Below are 15,400 nucleotides of genomic sequence, written 5' to 3' on the forward strand. Positions count from 1 at the left end.
CTTCGTGGCATGACCGTCGCGATCTTGGGCAGCCGGACGAAGGTCCTCCTCCAGCCCGGCGGGTGGTTCCTCAACAACGCGGGCTGGGTCGTCGGCGACGAGCGCGCCCTGCTGGTGGACACCCAGGCCACCGAGGACCGCAGCCGCCGCCTGCTCGACGCCGTCCGGACCGACACCGGAGCGCGACCGCTGACCGCCGTGCTGACGCACGCGCACGGCGACCACGCCAACGGCGCGCGACTGGTGGTCGAGCAGGGCGGGACGGTGCTCGCCACACCGCAGACCGCCACGACCGTCCACGCCGGTCCGCACACGTACCCGATGGCGTTCGACTGCTCGTCCTGGGGCGACATCACGCCACCGCGGATCACCGACACGGTCGGCGGACCGGTCGAACTGGACCTCGGCGGTGTCCGGGTCGACCTGCTGCCCATCGACGGGACCGCGCACACCGACGGCGATCTGGTCGCGCTGGTGCGCGAGGACGGTGTCCTGTTCGCGGGTGACCTGGTCTTCGCCGGCGTGACGCCGCTGGCGGTGTCCGGCTCGATCTCCGGTTGGCTCACCGCGCTGGACCGGATCGCCGACATCGACCACGCACACCTGGTGCCCGGCCACGGCCCGGTGCTGCCCGCGCACTCGCGGGAGGTCGACGATCTGCGCGCCTACCTGGAGTGGCTGCTGGACACGGCTTCCCGCCCCGACTACGACCACGCCACCGCGACACGGGACGCGAGTGCGCGCTGGGCGCACTGGACCGAAGGCGAACGGCACGCCGCCAACCTCCTCGTCGCCGAGGCGGACCTCAAAGGCGTTCCGGTGTCCCTGATCGCTGCCGTCGGCGCCATGCTCACCGTCACCGGCGGCCGTATCAAGCTTGACTTGTAAGAGAAGTCGCGTCGGTCGTTCGTGACTCAGTCCCAGCGATCCAACCCTTCAGAAGCCCCGGGTCCTCGATAGCTCTCGGGCCAGCGAGATCATGTCGGCCAGGAGCACTTCGCGCAGGTTCGGGGTGAGCCGTGCGGTCAGCAGGGTGACGCTCACCGCGGCCGGGGTCTCGACCTGGCCCGGTAGCGCCACGCTCAAGCACGTGATGCCCTCGGTGTTCTGCTCCTCGTCGACCGCGTACCCGCGCTCACGGGTCATCGCCAGATCGCGGCGCAGCTGGTCGACCGTGCGGTGGGAATTCGGTGTCAGCAGCGGCATCTCGTCCACGAGCGCCAGCCGGGCCTCCAGGTCGTCGGAGGGCAGGCAGGCCAGCATCGCCTTGCCGGGGGCGGTGACGACGGCGGGCATCCGGCGGCCGACGTCGCCGGCGAGCCGGACGGGCTGCGAGCCGTCGTGGCGGGCGAGGTAGACGACGTCGGTGCCGTCCAGGACCGCCAGCAGCACCGTCTCCCGCCCTCCCACGCACAGCGCCGCGACGGCACGCCGGAACTCCTGGACCACGTCCGTGCCGGCCAGGAACCCCTGCCCCAGCTCCACGACCTTGTGGCCCAACGCCCAGCGGCCGTCCACCCGGCGGATCATGTGGGTGGCTTCCAGCGCGGTGCACAGGTTGGCGATCGTCGACTTGGCGAGGTCGAGCGAGCGCGCGAGTTCGGCGAGCGCGACCGGACGCCGGGCGCGGGCCAGTTCCTCTAGCAACGCGACGGCGCGGGTCACGGCGGGCGATCTGCTGTCGACCGCGCGCAGCGACCGCTGCGGCGGCACAGCGCCCGAAGCCGGCATCTCGTCCCTCACCCTCGTTCAGCCCCGGTCGACGAAGGCGCGGATGGCGTCCTCGCCGACCGTTCGACGTAGATGGAACCGCGTTCCGCATACTGCACGCAAATCCCCAGGCCGCAGCTCGTCAAAGTGCCAGATACCCCCGACACCGCGCGATCAACATCACCGCTGGAGAGCATTGTCGGGTCGGTTCACCCGCAGCACGCCCCGAGGGCCGGAAGTCTGGGTGATCAACCAGGCCCGCTGCCGAAGGCGAAGTGAGCACTTGCGGTGTTCACGACAGGTGCGTCAGCAGGCGTGCCCGACTATGACGTGCTGCCCGAACCGCGCTAACGGGTGGTCCTCGGCGGGCACGCACACGAGCGGTTCGAAACCGGCGACCACGAGTTCCCGCCGCCAGTCGGCCGCCGTCGGCAGCATCCGGTCCGAGCCCGCGCGGAAGTCGGCGAACCCGGTGGACGGCGTCCCCGCAGGGGGCGACAGCAGGAACCGCGTGGAGGTCGTCGTCCGGTAGTGCTCGCGGGTCGTCTCGATGAACACGAGGATGCCGCCTGGTGCGAGCAGGGTCCGCAACGCGGTGAGCGCCCGGCCCACGTGTCGGGCGTCGTGCAGCACGTCGGTCACGAGCACGATTTCCGCCGTGCCGGCCGGACGTCCCGGCGAGTACCCGGTGACGCCGTCGACCTCGACCACCTCGGTCCCGACGCCCTGCTCCTGGACGAGATCGGCGATCAGGGCGGCCACGGCCGCGGCGCAGTACCGGCCGGCCACGTCACGCCGGTGGACGTCGACCATGTCGGCGGCGAAGTGCAAGGACCACGGATCGATTTCGTCGCGCAGGAGCTCCGGCAGGTACGCGAGGGCGGTGTCGAAGAACCGGACGAACCCCGGGCCGTGCTCGACCGCCGCGCCGGCGGTCGTGATCCGGCGGCGAGCGTGATCCAGGTCCGCGTCCGAGAAGTCCGCCAAGCGCCGGTAGCCGGCGGTGCCCTTGGTGAGCAGGCCCTCGGCCACCAGGATGTCCAGCCACCGGCGCACGATCGGCCGGTGTCGCGGCGCGACCCTGGGCGCGGCGTAGATCTCGGCGAGCCCGTAGGTGTAGCCGGGGGTGGTGAACAGGCCGTGGCGGCGCAACGTGCGGGCGATCGCGATCAGGGCTGCGCGGTCGAGTTCATCGGCGAGCCGCACGGCTCCCGCGAGGTCCGCGTCGCGCACCGCGTCCTCGCCCGCCTGCTCGGCGATCTTCTCCAGGGTTCCGAGCGACACCACGCCCGCCTTCCAGCCGACCGCGAGATCGGCGTTCATTCGACTCGGGTGTCCGCGCGCCACACCGCCCGCTGCGACATTCCTCCCGTTCGCCCGAATAATCCGAGCGTGGATTCCCGGACATCGGACGTCGGGGTTGCGCAGAAACGTGCACCTGCGATGTCCGCACCTATTGTCCGGATTTCGGAGCCGGTCCCGGCCACACCAAATCATGAAAGTGAAAGAAATTCATAACAGGCCCGCGACTCACCGCGTGGCGTCGACGATCATGGCCGCGATGAGCACCTGGGCCCCGCGTCCGCTGGTCGGGTCGAAGCCGGTGATCTGCTGGACGCGCTGGAGCCGGTAGTCCAGGGTGCTGCGGTGGATGAACAGGCTCTTCGCCGCCTTGTTGCGGTTGTAGTCCGCGTCGATCAGGGCGGTGAGCGTCTCCCACAGCACCGGGTGCGACCGCAGCGGCTTGATCACCGAGGCGAGGTTCGCGGCGACTTCCTCGTGCTGGGTGACGGCGTACTCGACCAGCACGTCGGCCAGGCTGTAGACACCGCTCGGCCGGCGGCCGGCGACCACGAGTCGCAGCACCTCGGAGGCCTCCGCGAACCCGGCCGCGATCTCCGCACGCGCGCGCCGGGCCGTCGCGATCCAGCCCGATCCGGCCAGCCACCGCGACAGCTGCCCGACGGCCCGCTCGGTGTGCTCGTCGCCGATGTCCGGCGCCAACAGCACCAGCACGCCCTCACGGGTGGTGACGAGCGCGTCCGGACCGGCGGCGTCACGCAGCGCCACCGCGCCCTGGTCGGGCGCCCGCACCACGGTGACCAGGTAGTTGGCCGCCATCCCGTCCAGCACGTCCTGGGCGATCGGGCGTCCGTCGATCAAATCGCCCACGAGGTCGCGCGGCGGCACGCCCACGCTGTCCTGGCGCACGGCCTCGTTGTGCCGGAAGCCGTCGAGGAAGTCCTCCACCAGCTGTCCGCCGACCCGGACCAGGCGCGCCAGCTCGGGATCACCCGCCGCCGCCTTGGCGAGCAGTTCGACCAGTTCACCCGGCCGTCCGCCGCCGACCCACCCCTCGCCCGCCGCCCGGACCTTCGCCCGGAACTCCGCGATCCTCAGGTGGTCGGTGTTCACCGGGTGCAGCCCGCGCCTGCGCGCGAAGTCGTCCGGGGATTCCCACCTGGCCGCTGATTCGATCATGTCCGTCACCGCCTCCCTCCGCTCAGGCCTGCTTGACGAAGTCGGGCTGGACGCGCGGCGGCCAACTGCCGGGATCGAGGATGCCCAGCGTGTACGCCCGGGAGACGAGCGCGGCGCGGTTGGCCGCCTTGAGCTTCCGCAGCATCGTGCCGACGTGGTAGTCCACGCCCTGCCTGCTCAGGTAGAGCCGGGTGGTGATGCGGACGGTCGACTGCCCGAGCGCGATCGCTTCGAGGATCCGGGCGTCGATGTTGCTCAGGATCCGCTTGCTGCCGTCGGCGGGGCCGGCGGACTTCACGGTCACCATGAGCCCGGAACGCACGGCCATCACGACCACTTCGACAGAGCGCGGTCCGCGGTCGTCCACGATCTCCGCGCTGTGCGCGAACCCGCCCTCGCCGTGGGCCAGCAGGCGCACGCACTGACCGCGCAGGTCGGACCGCGACTCGCCGTGGAAGAGGTCCGTGAAGTCCCGGCCGAGCAAATCGGCCGGAACCGCGCCCAACCGGGCCGCGAATTCCCCGCCCGCCTTGCGCAGCACCAGTTGGGCGTCGACCAGGCCGGCATTCGTCGCGTGCAGGTCGAAAAACCGCTCGACCACGTCCGCGGTCGGCTCCACCGGGAAATCGTCCTGGTCCCTCAGCAACGACAATCCGGTCATCGAGGACATCGTCGGCCCCCTCCCCAACTCATGCACAAGAACGCATACCGGCATACTGGTTACGCATGAAACCACCCGGTTCGGATGACACATCTAGTGGTTTCTCTGTGAATAATCCTAGGAAGTCGGAGATCACAGGGTCAACGTGGCGTACCAAATACTGTGGTGCCGTTCCGTTGATGGTTCGGTCGGTGCGGTCGGGGCCACACTGACGGACTGTGATGGTTCGGTCGGGCTGAGTGACAGAAATGCGCAGGTCGGGTCGATTCGCCCGGCGCGGGCCTACCGGGCGGTCACCCGGTGCAGGGCGCCCGCGAGATCGGCGCGCCCGCGCACGCCCAGTTTCCGGTAGGTGTTGGTCAGGTGCTTCTCCACCGCGCGGGACGTCACCGACAGCTCGTCCGCGATCTCCTGGTTGGACCGGCCGCCCGCCGCGAGGGCGGCGACCTTGCGCTCCGACGGCGTCAGCCGGGGACCGGACGGCGCCTGCCCGCCGAGGGCCTGGCGGGCCCGGTCGGCGATCGTGGTCGCCCCGCACTCGACCGCGACCTCCAGGCAGCGCCGCCACACGTCGCCGCGGGCGGACATCTCGGCCAACTGGCGCAGCGCTCTCGCCAGTTCCAGCCTGTTCGCCGTGCCTTCCAGCACCTCGACGGCCCGTTGCGACAACTCGACGCCGTGCCGTTCGGCCGAGAGCCGGCCCAGGACCCGCCACGCCCGTCCGATGCCGGCGGGCGCGCCCCACTCCTCGGCGATCAGGCGTTCCTCCTCGGCCAGCGCGAAGGCGGTGCTCGTGTCGCCGAGCTCGTTCTTGATCAACGCGGCCGACGTGCGCCACGGGAACAGCACCGGGTTGCGCCACCCGGCGTGGTCGAGTCGGTCGCCGCATTCCAGCACCACCGCCGCCGCGCCGGCCAGGTCGCCGCGCGTCACCGCCGCCAAGCCGCGCAGCAGCTCGACGATCACGGCGAGGCACCCGCTCACCGGCTGGTCGCCCAACGTGGTCAACAGCTGCTTGGTCAGGACCGGATCGCGCAGTTGCAGCGCCACCGCGCCGGACACGACCGCCGTGGTGCGGCTCGCGGTGTTCCAGTTCAGCGCGCCCATCCCGTACGCCTCGGCCGCGGCCGCACTGGCCTCGGCGAGCCGTCCGGACATCAGGTAGGCCAACGACTGCTCGGTGCGGATCATGGCCTGCTCGACCGCGTCACCGCACACCCGTGCCGACTCGTACGCCTCGTCGAGCCAGCCGGTGACCACGCCGGGAGAGTCGGCCGCGGCGAGCATGGAGACCAGCAACGGCGTGGCGGTGTGCACGTGGGCGGACGTCGCGGGCTCGTGTGCCAGCACCTGCTCGGCCAGGCTCGCCACCTCCGCGGCCGGACGGCGGGCGGTCAGCATCGCCCCGTGCAGCAGCACGGTCAACAACTCGCGATCGGCGCCCGTGGCCATGGGCGGTTCGGCGCCCAGGCCCGACAGCCGGGTCAGGGTGTCGGCCAGCTCGTACCGGTCGGCCTCGCCGAGGTGGCGCAGCCGCGCCTCGACCCGCAGCGCGAGATCGCGGTCGACGCCTTCGAGCTGGTCGGGGTCGCCCAGCTCGGCACCGATCCGGCGCAGCATCGCGGCCACCGGTTCGGGGGCGACGCCCATCACGGTCGGCGCCAGCCGGATCGCCGCCGCGGCCCGGTCGCGCGGCCGGGCGAGCAGGGCGGTCGCGTACCGGATGTGCCGCACCGCGGCGTGCACGTCGAAGCCACGCTCGACCGTCGCCAGGTCGACCAGCACCTTCGCCCGGTCCTCGCCGTCCACCGACGTCTCCAGCAGGGCCCGGCGCAGGTAGCGCGCCGCGACCTCGTTCGCCCCGCCGCGCACGGCGTTGTCGGCGGCGACGCGCAGGATGCCGACCACCCAGTCGCCCTGCGGGGTGGTGACGTCGATCAGCAACGTCGCGACCTGTTCGGCGGGCCAGCCGCGGTCGTGCAGCAGCCGTGCCGCGCGGAGCTGCGCGTCCTCCCGTTCGGCGGTGGACATCATCTCCTCGACCGCGTGCCGCACACCGGGGTGGGCGAACCTGTTGCCCGCGACCAGACCGAGGGTGCGCAGCACGCCCAGCGCCTCGGCGGTGGTGGTCTCGTCCAACCCGGCCAACAGGCCCGCGATCGCGGTGTCGCCGCAGTCGGCCAGCACCACCAACGCCTCCGCCAACGCCCGGACGGGCTCGGGCTGCGCCCGCAGGCAGGTGATCAGGCGGTCACGCGAACGACCCGGCCGCAGCGTGCGCACCACGTCGGCGTGGGCGGCGGTCGGAGCCTGGTCGCCGAGCGCCCAGTCCAGCGCCAGCGCGGTCAGGAACATCGGGTTGCCGTCGGTGGCCTCGTGGCACGCCGACCCGAACTCCTCGTCGCACTCGGGCCCGAGCCGTTCCCGCATCAACTCCAGCGAACCCGCCGGCGACAGGAAACGGGGACGCAGCTGGTGCACGGCCCTGGCCACGACCGCCATGACCTCCGGCCGGTCGGCCAGCGGGTCGCCCTCGCGCACGGCCGCGACGAACACCACGGGCCGCGCCCCGACGCACGCCGCCAGGTCCACGAGCAGGCGCGCCGACAGGTCGTCGGCCCATTGCAGGTCGTCGACCAGCACGAGAACGGGCTCGTCCCCGACCAGGTCGAGCGCCAGCGACTGCGTGCCGAACCGCACCGCCTGCCGAACGTCCACCTTCCCGAACGCGGAGTCGACCCCGCAGGCGGAGAACAACGGACGGGCCAGCGCGGCCGGTCCTCTCCACACGTCGGCGTCCGCACCGGCCAACACCGGCTCCAGCAGCTGGCGAACCACACCGCCGGCGAAGTCGCACTCGAACGGCGAGGCGGTCGCCCGCAACACCCGGAACCCGTCGGCCTCGGGCAGGTTCCCGAGGGTGTGCAGCAGCGCGGACTTGCCGTTGCCCAGCGGTCCGCCGATGACGATCACACCGCCGGTCCCCTCCGCGGCCAGCCGGAGGGCACAGCTCACCACACCGAACTCGTCCTCGCGTTCGAGCAGCACTCTTCGTCCACCTCCTTGCCTCAGGCGTCGGGGGTCCAGCCGAGCCGGCGCGCGCGCTCGACCAGACCGTTCGCGTGGTTGGCCAGCGCGATCGCGGCCGCTTCGCGCGCGAGGGGCGCGGCCCGCACCGGATCGCTCGCCTCGGCGAGTTCGAGCAGGGCGGTCGCGTAGCGGATCCGGTACGACGAGTGGCGCAGCGCCCGGACCGCGGCCCGCCGATGCCGGTCCGCGACGGCGCCCGTGTGCACCAGCGCGCTGCCGAGGTGGGCGCCGCCCAGGGTGCTCAGCGCACCCCACCGCCGCGCGAGCAGGACTTCCTCCTCGACGAGCCGCTCCGCGCGCCGGGTGTCGCCGGTGGCCCGCAACGCCATCGCCGCGACCGTCCGCCACGCGAGCACGGCAGGGTTGACCCACTGCCGGGAGAGCAGGCGGCGCCCGCATTCCTGGAACTTCGCGGCCGCCGACCACGCGTCGTCGGACAGCAGGGCGAGCAACCCGCGCGAGAACAGCAGGTGGATCCAGGCGAAGCCGCCGACGGCCTCCGCGTCCGCCGGCACGGTGTCCGACAGCTCCGCCGCGCGGTCCACCATGCCGCGTTCCAGGTTCAGCACCATGTCCAGCGCGACGATGATCGCGTGCGACTTGGGGTGCCAGCTCCGTCGCGGCAGCTCGACCTCCACCCGTTCCAGGTCCACGGTGGCCTCGTCCAGCCACCCCCGCCGCGCCTTCACCTTGGCGCGGGCGACCAGGGCTTGCCCGGCGACGGCGGTCAACCCGCGGCGGCGCGCCAGGGTCACGGCGGCGTCGAGCCCGGCGGTCGCCTCGTCCAGGTCGTCGGTCAGCATCAACGCCCGGCACGCCTGGATGCGCGGGGTCAACGTGGTGGAATCGCCCGTCAACGCCGCACGCGCGAGAGCGCGGGTGCCCTGGATGTCGACGCCGCGCACCGCGCACAACCACGCCGCCGCGCCCGCCTGGGCCGGGTCGGTCGGCGACTCGGGCAGCTCGGGCGCCTCCAACAGGCCCAACCCCGGCTCCTCGTGCGGCGCGTCGTCGGCGATCCAGTACAGCGCGGTGAGGGCATCGCGTTCGGCGCCCGTGGCCGACACCGCGCCGAACGTGCGCCGGGCCAACGCGCTGTCGCCGCGGGCCAGCAGCTGTTCGGCGGCGTCGAGGCGTTCGGCGGTGAACCCGGCCAGCTCCGGGTCCAGCAGCATCCGGGTGAGCAGGCGGTCGCCGATATCCGGGGCGTGGCGGGCCTCGGCCACACCGAGTTCCACGATCAGGCGCGCTTTCAGCTCCGGGGCGACCGGTTCGCCCAGCGCGTGGCCCAGGTGGCAGGCCGCCTCGCGGGACCGGCCGCCCTCGCGTTCACGTTGCGCCGCCGCACGCAGGAGCGGCACGACCCACGGCTTACCCGACGGCGGCGCGCCCACCAGCAGCCGCGCGACCGCGGACTCGGCGACGGCACTGCGGTAGCCCAGTTCCGCGGCACGGGCGTGCAGCTCCTGGCGCTGTGCCGTGGACATGCCCGCCAGCACGCGGTCCACCCCGATGTGCGCGGCCAGCTCCGGCCGCTCCCGCGAGGTGATCAGACCGGCGCCGAACAGCAGTTCCAGCGCACGGGCGGGGGTCAGCGCGCGCAGCCGGGCCAGTGCGAAGACCAGGTCGAGGTCGAAGTCCGGCCGGCAGACCGCGATGACCCGCAACAGCTCGACCGCCTCCGCCGGCAGCGTCCGCAGCGCTTTGGCCACGACCTCGCCGACCACCTCCGCGGTGCGGTCGGTCAGGTCGGGGACGTACTCGGCGCGCGGACCGAGCCCGGTCGCGGCCAGCCGGTCGAGCACCGGGCGCAGCAGCACGGGCCGGCCGCGGGTGTGCGCGGCGAGGGCGTCCAGGAACTCGCGATCGGCCGGCTCCCCGAACCGGGCCGCCACCAGCTCGGCGACGGCCGTGGCGCCCAACGGGCGCAAGGTCAGCACCGTCGCGCCGTCGAGGACCGTTCTCAGGCCGTCGGACGTCACGACGATCATGATCGGCGTGTCCCGACTCCACCGGGCCAGCGCGGCGAGCCGGGCCCGTGACGCGTCGTCCAGCCACTGCGCGTCGTCCACCACCAACAACAGCGGTGCGCTCCGGGCGTTGGCGGACTCGGCGGCCGGTTCGCGTGACGGCGGGCGTTCGAGCCAGGACAACAGGTCGGCCAGGACGTCACGCTCGGGGTCGGTCCCGTCGGGCGACGCCGTCATCGCCAGCACCACGACCCCGGCCGTGGCTCCGCTCGCCGAAACGTGGCGCGCCACCGCGCTGCGGCCCGCCCCGGCCGGGCCGACGACTTCGAACAGCGACGACCCGCCGGCGGCCAGCGCCCGGACGGCGTCGTCCAGGGCGGCCAGCTCGGCGTCCCGCGCCACGAGCCCGATCGTCACGGTCATCCGAGGTGTCCCACCAGACCGGTCCGGGTCTGCACGCCGAGCTTGCGGTAGGCGTTGGACAGGTGGCTCTCGACCGTGCGCACGGTGACGAACAACGCCGCCGCGATCTCCCGGTTCGTCCTGCCCTCGGCGGCCAGCACGGCGACGCGGCGCTCGCTGCCGGTCAGCATGTTCGCCGGCGCCGCGGTCAGGCCGGGCATCCGGCCGCCGGCGCGCATGAGCCCGGACCGGGCGGCGGCCGCCGCCGAGAGGTCACCGCACCGCACCGCGAGGTCCACCGCGGTCCGGAAGTGCCTGCGGGCGGGCTTCTCCCGGCCCTCGGCCAGCAGCGTGTGGCCGAGCACGGTCCGCGCCTCGACCTCGTACAGCCGGGCGCCGGACCTGGTCAGCTCACCTACCGCCGCCTCAAGCACGTCCGCTCTCGCCCGATCGGACGTGATCAGGCCCTGGGCCAGCAAGGCGTACCCGCGGGCGGCGGTGGTGTCCCAGCTCGCGGCCCACTCCGCGCCGCGCTCGACCAGGTCGACCGCGTCGGCGGGCCGGCCGAGGTCGGCGAGCAGCGTGGTCGCGTCGAGCCACCACGGCACCAGCACCGGGTTGCGCACGCTCATCGCGTCCAGCTCCCGGCCGCACCGCAGCAACACCTCCAGCGCGCCCTCGCAGTCGCCCGCGGCCACCAACTCGCGACCGCGCCCGATCATCTCGATGCCGTACTCCAGCACGCTGCGCGGCTCTCCGCCCGAGTCGGGCAGCCACTGCGCCGCAGCGCCGTTCCCGTCCCGGCGCACGCGCGCCGCGTCCACGACGGTCCGCGCCCACGCGTTGTTGACCTTCCACCCCGCCGCCTCCACCACGCCGAGCGCGTGTTCGGCGTCCGCCTCGGCGTCGGCCAGCTCGCCGGTGTCGAGTCGGAGGGACGCCCGCGCGACGAGGGTCAGGTAGTGGCTCCAGGCGTCACCGCGACGCGAGGTGTCGGTCAACGCCGTGTCCAACAGGGCCAGCGCGGCGCCCGGATCGCCGGCGAAGTGGAGCACGATGCCGGGGTACACGTCCCACCAGTCGTGCGGCTCGATCCGCCGGTCCGCGCCGAGGCCGATCAGCTCCAGCGCGCGGCGCGGCGAACCGCCGGACAGCATCTCGGTGCGCGCCAACTGGTGCGCCAGCCGCCGTTCACTCGTGGTCCGACCGGCCGGCGCCGCGGTCGCGCGACCACGCACCACCGCCTCGGCCGTCGTGCGGAGGTTGCCGAAACCGAGCACCAGCGCGGTCAGGTCGACCAGCACCCGCAGGTCGGCGTCGGCGTCGGCGGGCAGGCCCGTCAACGCGTCCAGGATGACCGAGACCGAGTGCGCGGACCGCCGCGCACCGAGGGCGACCATCGCGTACCGGACCGCGAGGGACGCCTTCACCACGGGCTCGGCGATACCCGCCAGTGCCTCGGTGAACGCGGTCAGCGCGGCGGCCGGGTCCGTCTGCGCGAGCACCATCGCCAGCTCGACCCGCGTGTCCACCTGGTCCGGCACGGCGTCGAGCACGCGGCGCAGGTACTCCACCGCGACCTCCGGCGTGCCGGCCGAGGCCGCCGACCGGGCGGCTCCGCTCAACGCCGACAGCATCCACGGCTCCGCCGGCGTCGGCACGGCCACGAGCTGACGCGCGATCTCCTCGTCGGGACGCCCCAGGTCGGCCAGCAACCGGGCCGCGCGCACCCGCAACGCCGCCATCTCCGCGGGGTCCAACGCGGCGAGCAGGCTGTCGCGCACGGGTTCGGTGCGGAACTCCACGCCGCTCGGAGCCAGGACGCGGAAGTACACCAGCGCGGCGCGTGCGGCCGACGCGACCGCCGTGGACATCCCGAACAGCGCCGCGATCACGTCCGGCGACGCGGCGTCGTCGAGCAGCGCCACGCCGGTGGCGTACTGGCGGATCGGTTCGCTCTGCACGCTCAGCCACGTCTCCGTGCAGGCGATCGCCCATTCGGAGCCCACCCGGGCGACGTCCGACGCGGACGTCCCGGCCGCCAGGTCCTCGGCTTGCAGGCCCTCGGCCCGCAGCCGGGTCAGCAGCCCGCGCATCATCATGGCGTTGCCGGCGGTCAGTTCCATGCACACGGCCACGAGTTCGTCGTCCGGCTGGATGCCGAGCTCCTGGGCGATGAACTCGGCGATCTCCTCGGCGCTCAGCGGAGCCAGGTGGACCAGGGTCGTGTGGATGGCGCCGTCCAGGTCGGTGAACCGCACGTCGCCCACGCCGTGTTCGCCGGACGGGAGCGCCAGCACGACGAGCAGCGGCAGGCCGGCCGCACGCCGGAGCAGGAAGTCGAGCCAGCGCGCGGTGGCGACGTCGCAGTAGTGGGCGTCGTCCACCATGAGCACGACGGGACGCTCGGCGGCGAGTACCGCCACGTGCCGGTAGAGGCGGTGCAGCAGCGCGTAGTCGTCCGGGCGCGCCTGGTCGGACGGCGGGGGCAGCAGGTCGTCGGCCCCCGCGCCCAACAGGGCCCGCAGCGGGGCGAACAGCGGCGCACCGGGCATGCAGATGGCGTGTGCGACCACGACGTCGTAGTTGTCACGCAGGGCGTCACGGGCGCGTTCGAGGACCGTCGAGCGACCGATGCCCAGCGGGCCGGTCAGCAGCAGCGCGCCGCCCGGCGCCCGGAACGCGACCTCCTCGACCCTGGCGCGGATCGTCGCGACCGCGGCGTCCCGCCCGACCGGTGCCCCGACGACCGCGCTCCGGCGTTCCGCCATCACCGCTCCCCGGCTCCTGCTGCGGACTCCACTCGCCCCGTTCCCGGTCGGCGTCCGAGCAGCGAGAGGATGTCACTGGTACGCAAGGGTTCCGGAAAGTCCACAAAGGCCGACAGTCCACCGTCGCCAGACTTCACCAGGCTCACGTCCGTTCCACAGGTGGTACAGCGTTCGATATGAAGAACAGACTAGTAGTGATGAAGTCCACTCCAACTCCACCTGCGCAAGACTGCGGTTCACACCGTGGATCGCGACGGACACGCTCTGAAGTCAGCTTAGCCCAATCGGAAGAGCAGTCTCAAAGAACGACCACGAACCCTACGATCGGCGGGTGCCCGACGGCTACGCTCCGTAAATCCGGAGTATGCCGGAGAACGATCGGCCCTGTCGAACGGGTGTCGAACGCAACGCGAGGGCGGCTCAGAAACGGGTCGGCCGGGACAGTTCGCCGGCCAACGCGGTGAGGTCCGAGACGAGGCCCACACGCAGCTCCGGCGTCAGCCGCGCGGTCAGCAGGATCGCGGCGACCGAGGTGGGGGTGTCGCGTCCCGGCACGGCGACGGCGAGGCACGTGACGCCCTCGGTGTGCTCACCGTCGTCCACCGCGTACCCGCGTGCCCGGGTGTCGTCGAGGTCACCGCGCAGCGCGTCGAACGTGCGGTGGGACTGCTCGGTGAGCACGGGCAACTCCCTGACCAGGGCCAGCCGGTCGTCGAGGTCGTCCGGCGGCAACGCGGCCAGCATCGCCTTGCCGACCGCCGTCACGACCGCGGGCATCCGCTTGCCGATCTCGCCGGCCAGCCACACCGGCTGCGAGCCGTCGTGGCGGGCGAGGTGCACGACCTCGACGTCGTCGAGCACGGCGAGGAGCACCGTCTCGCGCGACACCACCGTGCAGGTGTCCACGGCACGGCGGAACTCCCCGACGACGTCGGTGCACGCCAGGAAGCCCTGCCCCAGTTCGACCACCTTGTGGCCGAGCGCCCAGCGCCCGTCCACCCGTCGGATCATCCGGGTGCCTTCGAGCGCGGCGCACAGGTTGGCGACGGTGGACTTGGCCAGGTCCAGCGAACGCGCCAGTTCGGCGATGCCCAGCGGCCGGCCCTGCCGGGCCAGCTCCTCCAGCAGGGCGACCGCACGGGTCACCGCGGGCGCTCTGCTGTCCACCGAACGCCAAGAGGGCGTCTCGCCGACCGCCACGGAATTCTCCCTCGCATTCGAACCAGCCCGCGGAAACTACCCCGGGATCGTGAAGTCGAGCAGGACCTTGCACGAGCGCGCCGGGTCCCCGGCCAGCTCGAACGCCTCGGCCACGCGGTCGACCGGCGGCACCGCGCTCACCACCGGGTCGACGTCCAGCTCGCCGAGCCGGGGCAGCACCTCGTCCAGCTCGCCGTCGAACCGGAACGACCCGACGACCCGCAGTTCCCTGGTGACGATCAGGTTCGCCGCGACCGGCGCGTCACCCGGCGGCAGGAGCCCCAGGCCGACCACGGTCCCGCCGCGGCGCACCGAGCGCAGGCACGTCGAGAACCCGGCCGGGCTGCCCGACGACTCGATCGCGACGTCGGCCTCCACCTCCACCGGCTCCCCCGCCGGGAACGTGTGCGGCGCGCCGACCGCGCGGGCCACGTCGAGGGGGCGCGAGTGCACGTCGATCACCACGACCTCGGCGGCCCCGGACGCCTTGAGCACCGCGACGACGAGGCAGCCGAGGCGACGAGGCCTTCGGCCAGGCGCGCCCCGATCCCCTTGCCCGAACCGGTGACCAGCGCGAGCCGGCCGGTGAGGTCGAACAGGGAGGTCATGCGGCGACCTTTCCGGTGTGGTGGGGGCATCAGAGCGGCGCGGTCGGAGAGGTGCCCGTATATGGAACAGCGTCCCACTCGCTGGACGCAACCGACGCACCTTGCCAAAGCGCCATTCGTCGCGAAATACCGCGATACACGGAAAAAATTCCGGGCCGCTTCCGAATCCCGCGCAAATCCACTCCGCCAAGGCGTCCGGCACACCGCCATGTGGCGCAATGGCGCGGTGATCGAGTTGAAGCTGTCCCCGGAGAACCACACGGTCACCACACCCGACGGCGCCCGGGCGCGACTCACCCCGGCGGAGTTCCGCGTGCTGGCGTACCTGCTGGCCAACCGCGGCAGGGTGCTGACCGTCGAGGAGATCACCACCGCGACCGGGGTGCGCTGCATCCGGTCGGCCGTGAGCAAGCTGCGCTACAAGCTCGGACCCGCCCGTCTGCTCATCCACGGCGTCTACGGCATCGGGTACCTGCTGCGCGAACACGTCTGACCTCGGCGGCGCGC

At 72.7% G+C, this 15,400-nt stretch carries 12 protein-coding genes; 2 read left to right on the top strand and 10 right to left on the bottom strand.

The annotated features are described in order from the left end of the window. Nucleotides 1-9 precede the first annotated feature (9 nt). Nucleotides 10-888, top strand: coding sequence for an MBL fold metallo-hydrolase (locus ALI22I_RS30675; RefSeq protein ID WP_077009001.1), 879 nt, complete (start codon nt 10-12; stop codon nt 886-888). A gap of 48 nt (nt 889-936) precedes the next feature. Here the strand turns inward: ALI22I_RS30675 and ALI22I_RS30680 are convergent, their stop codons facing one another. The 10 genes from ALI22I_RS30680 to ALI22I_RS54035 all read right to left on the bottom strand — a co-directional run bounded on the left by ALI22I_RS30680 (nt 937) and on the right by ALI22I_RS54035 (nt 14,893). Beyond that, nucleotides 937-1,743 carry an IclR family transcriptional regulator gene (locus ALI22I_RS30680; RefSeq protein WP_143532515.1) on the bottom strand — a complete coding sequence of 269 codons (807 nt, stop codon included), beginning with the start codon at nt 1,741-1,743 and terminating at the stop codon, nt 937-939. A gap of 273 nt (nt 1,744-2,016) precedes the next feature. After that, nucleotides 2,017-3,033, bottom strand: coding sequence for a hypothetical protein (locus ALI22I_RS30685; protein ID WP_077009003.1), 1,017 nt, complete (start codon nt 3,031-3,033; stop codon nt 2,017-2,019). A gap of 207 nt (nt 3,034-3,240) precedes the next feature. After that, nucleotides 3,241-4,191, bottom strand: a complete 951-nt coding sequence (locus ALI22I_RS30690; protein WP_083752191.1) for a PucR family transcriptional regulator — start codon at nt 4,189-4,191, stop codon at nt 3,241-3,243. Nucleotides 4,192-4,213: 22 nt separating this feature from the next. Beyond that, the gene (locus ALI22I_RS51355) at nt 4,214-4,852 is read right to left on the bottom strand and encodes a helix-turn-helix transcriptional regulator (protein WP_179118421.1); all 639 of its coding nucleotides are present in this window, start codon (nt 4,850-4,852) and stop codon (nt 4,214-4,216) included. Nucleotides 4,853-5,134: 282 nt separating this feature from the next. Beyond that, on the bottom strand, nt 5,135-7,900 hold the full coding sequence (locus ALI22I_RS30700; protein ID WP_077009005.1) for an AAA family ATPase: 2,766 nt from the start codon (nt 7,898-7,900) through the stop codon (nt 5,135-5,137). A gap of 20 nt (nt 7,901-7,920) precedes the next feature. Further along, the gene (locus ALI22I_RS51360; RefSeq protein WP_077009006.1) at nt 7,921-10,335 is read right to left on the bottom strand and encodes an AAA family ATPase; all 2,415 of its coding nucleotides are present in this window, start codon (nt 10,333-10,335) and stop codon (nt 7,921-7,923) included. After that, nucleotides 10,332-13,085, bottom strand: coding sequence for a helix-turn-helix transcriptional regulator (locus tag ALI22I_RS30710; protein WP_077009007.1), 2,754 nt, complete (start codon nt 13,083-13,085; stop codon nt 10,332-10,334). The genes ALI22I_RS51360 and ALI22I_RS30710 overlap by 4 nt, the downstream gene beginning before the upstream one ends. A gap of 420 nt (nt 13,086-13,505) precedes the next feature. Beyond that, nucleotides 13,506-14,285, bottom strand: a complete 780-nt coding sequence (locus ALI22I_RS30715) for an IclR family transcriptional regulator (RefSeq protein ID WP_083752142.1) — start codon at nt 14,283-14,285, stop codon at nt 13,506-13,508. 36 nt (nt 14,286-14,321) lie between these two features. After that, nucleotides 14,322-14,780 carry a zinc-binding dehydrogenase gene (locus ALI22I_RS48030; protein WP_077009009.1) on the bottom strand — a complete coding sequence of 153 codons (459 nt, stop codon included), beginning with the start codon at nt 14,778-14,780 and terminating at the stop codon, nt 14,322-14,324. After that, complete coding sequence (locus ALI22I_RS54035; RefSeq protein ID WP_238598662.1) at nt 14,744-14,893, bottom strand: hypothetical protein; 150 nt, start codon at nt 14,891-14,893, stop codon at nt 14,744-14,746. Before ALI22I_RS54035 ends, ALI22I_RS48030 begins: the two co-directional genes overlap by 37 nt. A gap of 226 nt (nt 14,894-15,119) precedes the next feature. Between ALI22I_RS54035 and ALI22I_RS51365 the strand changes: the two genes are divergently transcribed. Beyond that, nucleotides 15,120-15,386 (top strand): winged helix-turn-helix domain-containing protein, encoded by a 267-nt coding sequence (locus ALI22I_RS51365; protein ID WP_077009010.1) that lies wholly within the window; start codon nt 15,120-15,122, stop codon nt 15,384-15,386. Nucleotides 15,387-15,400: the final 14 nt, after the last annotated feature.

The organism is Saccharothrix sp. ALI-22-I (assembly GCF_001984175.1).
Classification (GTDB): domain Bacteria; phylum Actinomycetota; class Actinomycetes; order Mycobacteriales; family Pseudonocardiaceae; genus Actinosynnema.

Excerpts from the sequence above, each read along its gene's own strand:
- ALI22I_RS54035 (WP_238598662.1), bottom strand. The coding sequence starts at position 14,893 with ATGACCTCCCTGTTCGACCTCACCGGCCGGCTCGCGCTGGTCACCGGT.
- ALI22I_RS51360 (WP_077009006.1), bottom strand. The coding sequence starts at position 10,335 with ATGACCGTGACGATCGGGCTCGTGGCGCGGGACGCCGAGCTGGCCGCC.
- ALI22I_RS30710 (WP_077009007.1), bottom strand. The coding sequence starts at position 13,085 with ATGGCGGAACGCCGGAGCGCGGTCGTCGGGGCACCGGTCGGGCGGGAC.
- ALI22I_RS51355 (WP_179118421.1), bottom strand. The coding sequence starts at position 4,852 with ATGACCGGATTGTCGTTGCTGAGGGACCAGGACGATTTCCCGGTGGAG.
- ALI22I_RS30690 (WP_083752191.1), bottom strand. The coding sequence starts at position 4,191 with ATGATCGAATCAGCGGCCAGGTGGGAATCCCCGGACGACTTCGCGCGC.
- ALI22I_RS30675 (WP_077009001.1), top strand. The coding sequence starts at position 10 with ATGACCGTCGCGATCTTGGGCAGCCGGACGAAGGTCCTCCTCCAGCCC.
- ALI22I_RS30685 (WP_077009003.1), bottom strand. The coding sequence starts at position 3,033 with ATGAACGCCGATCTCGCGGTCGGCTGGAAGGCGGGCGTGGTGTCGCTC.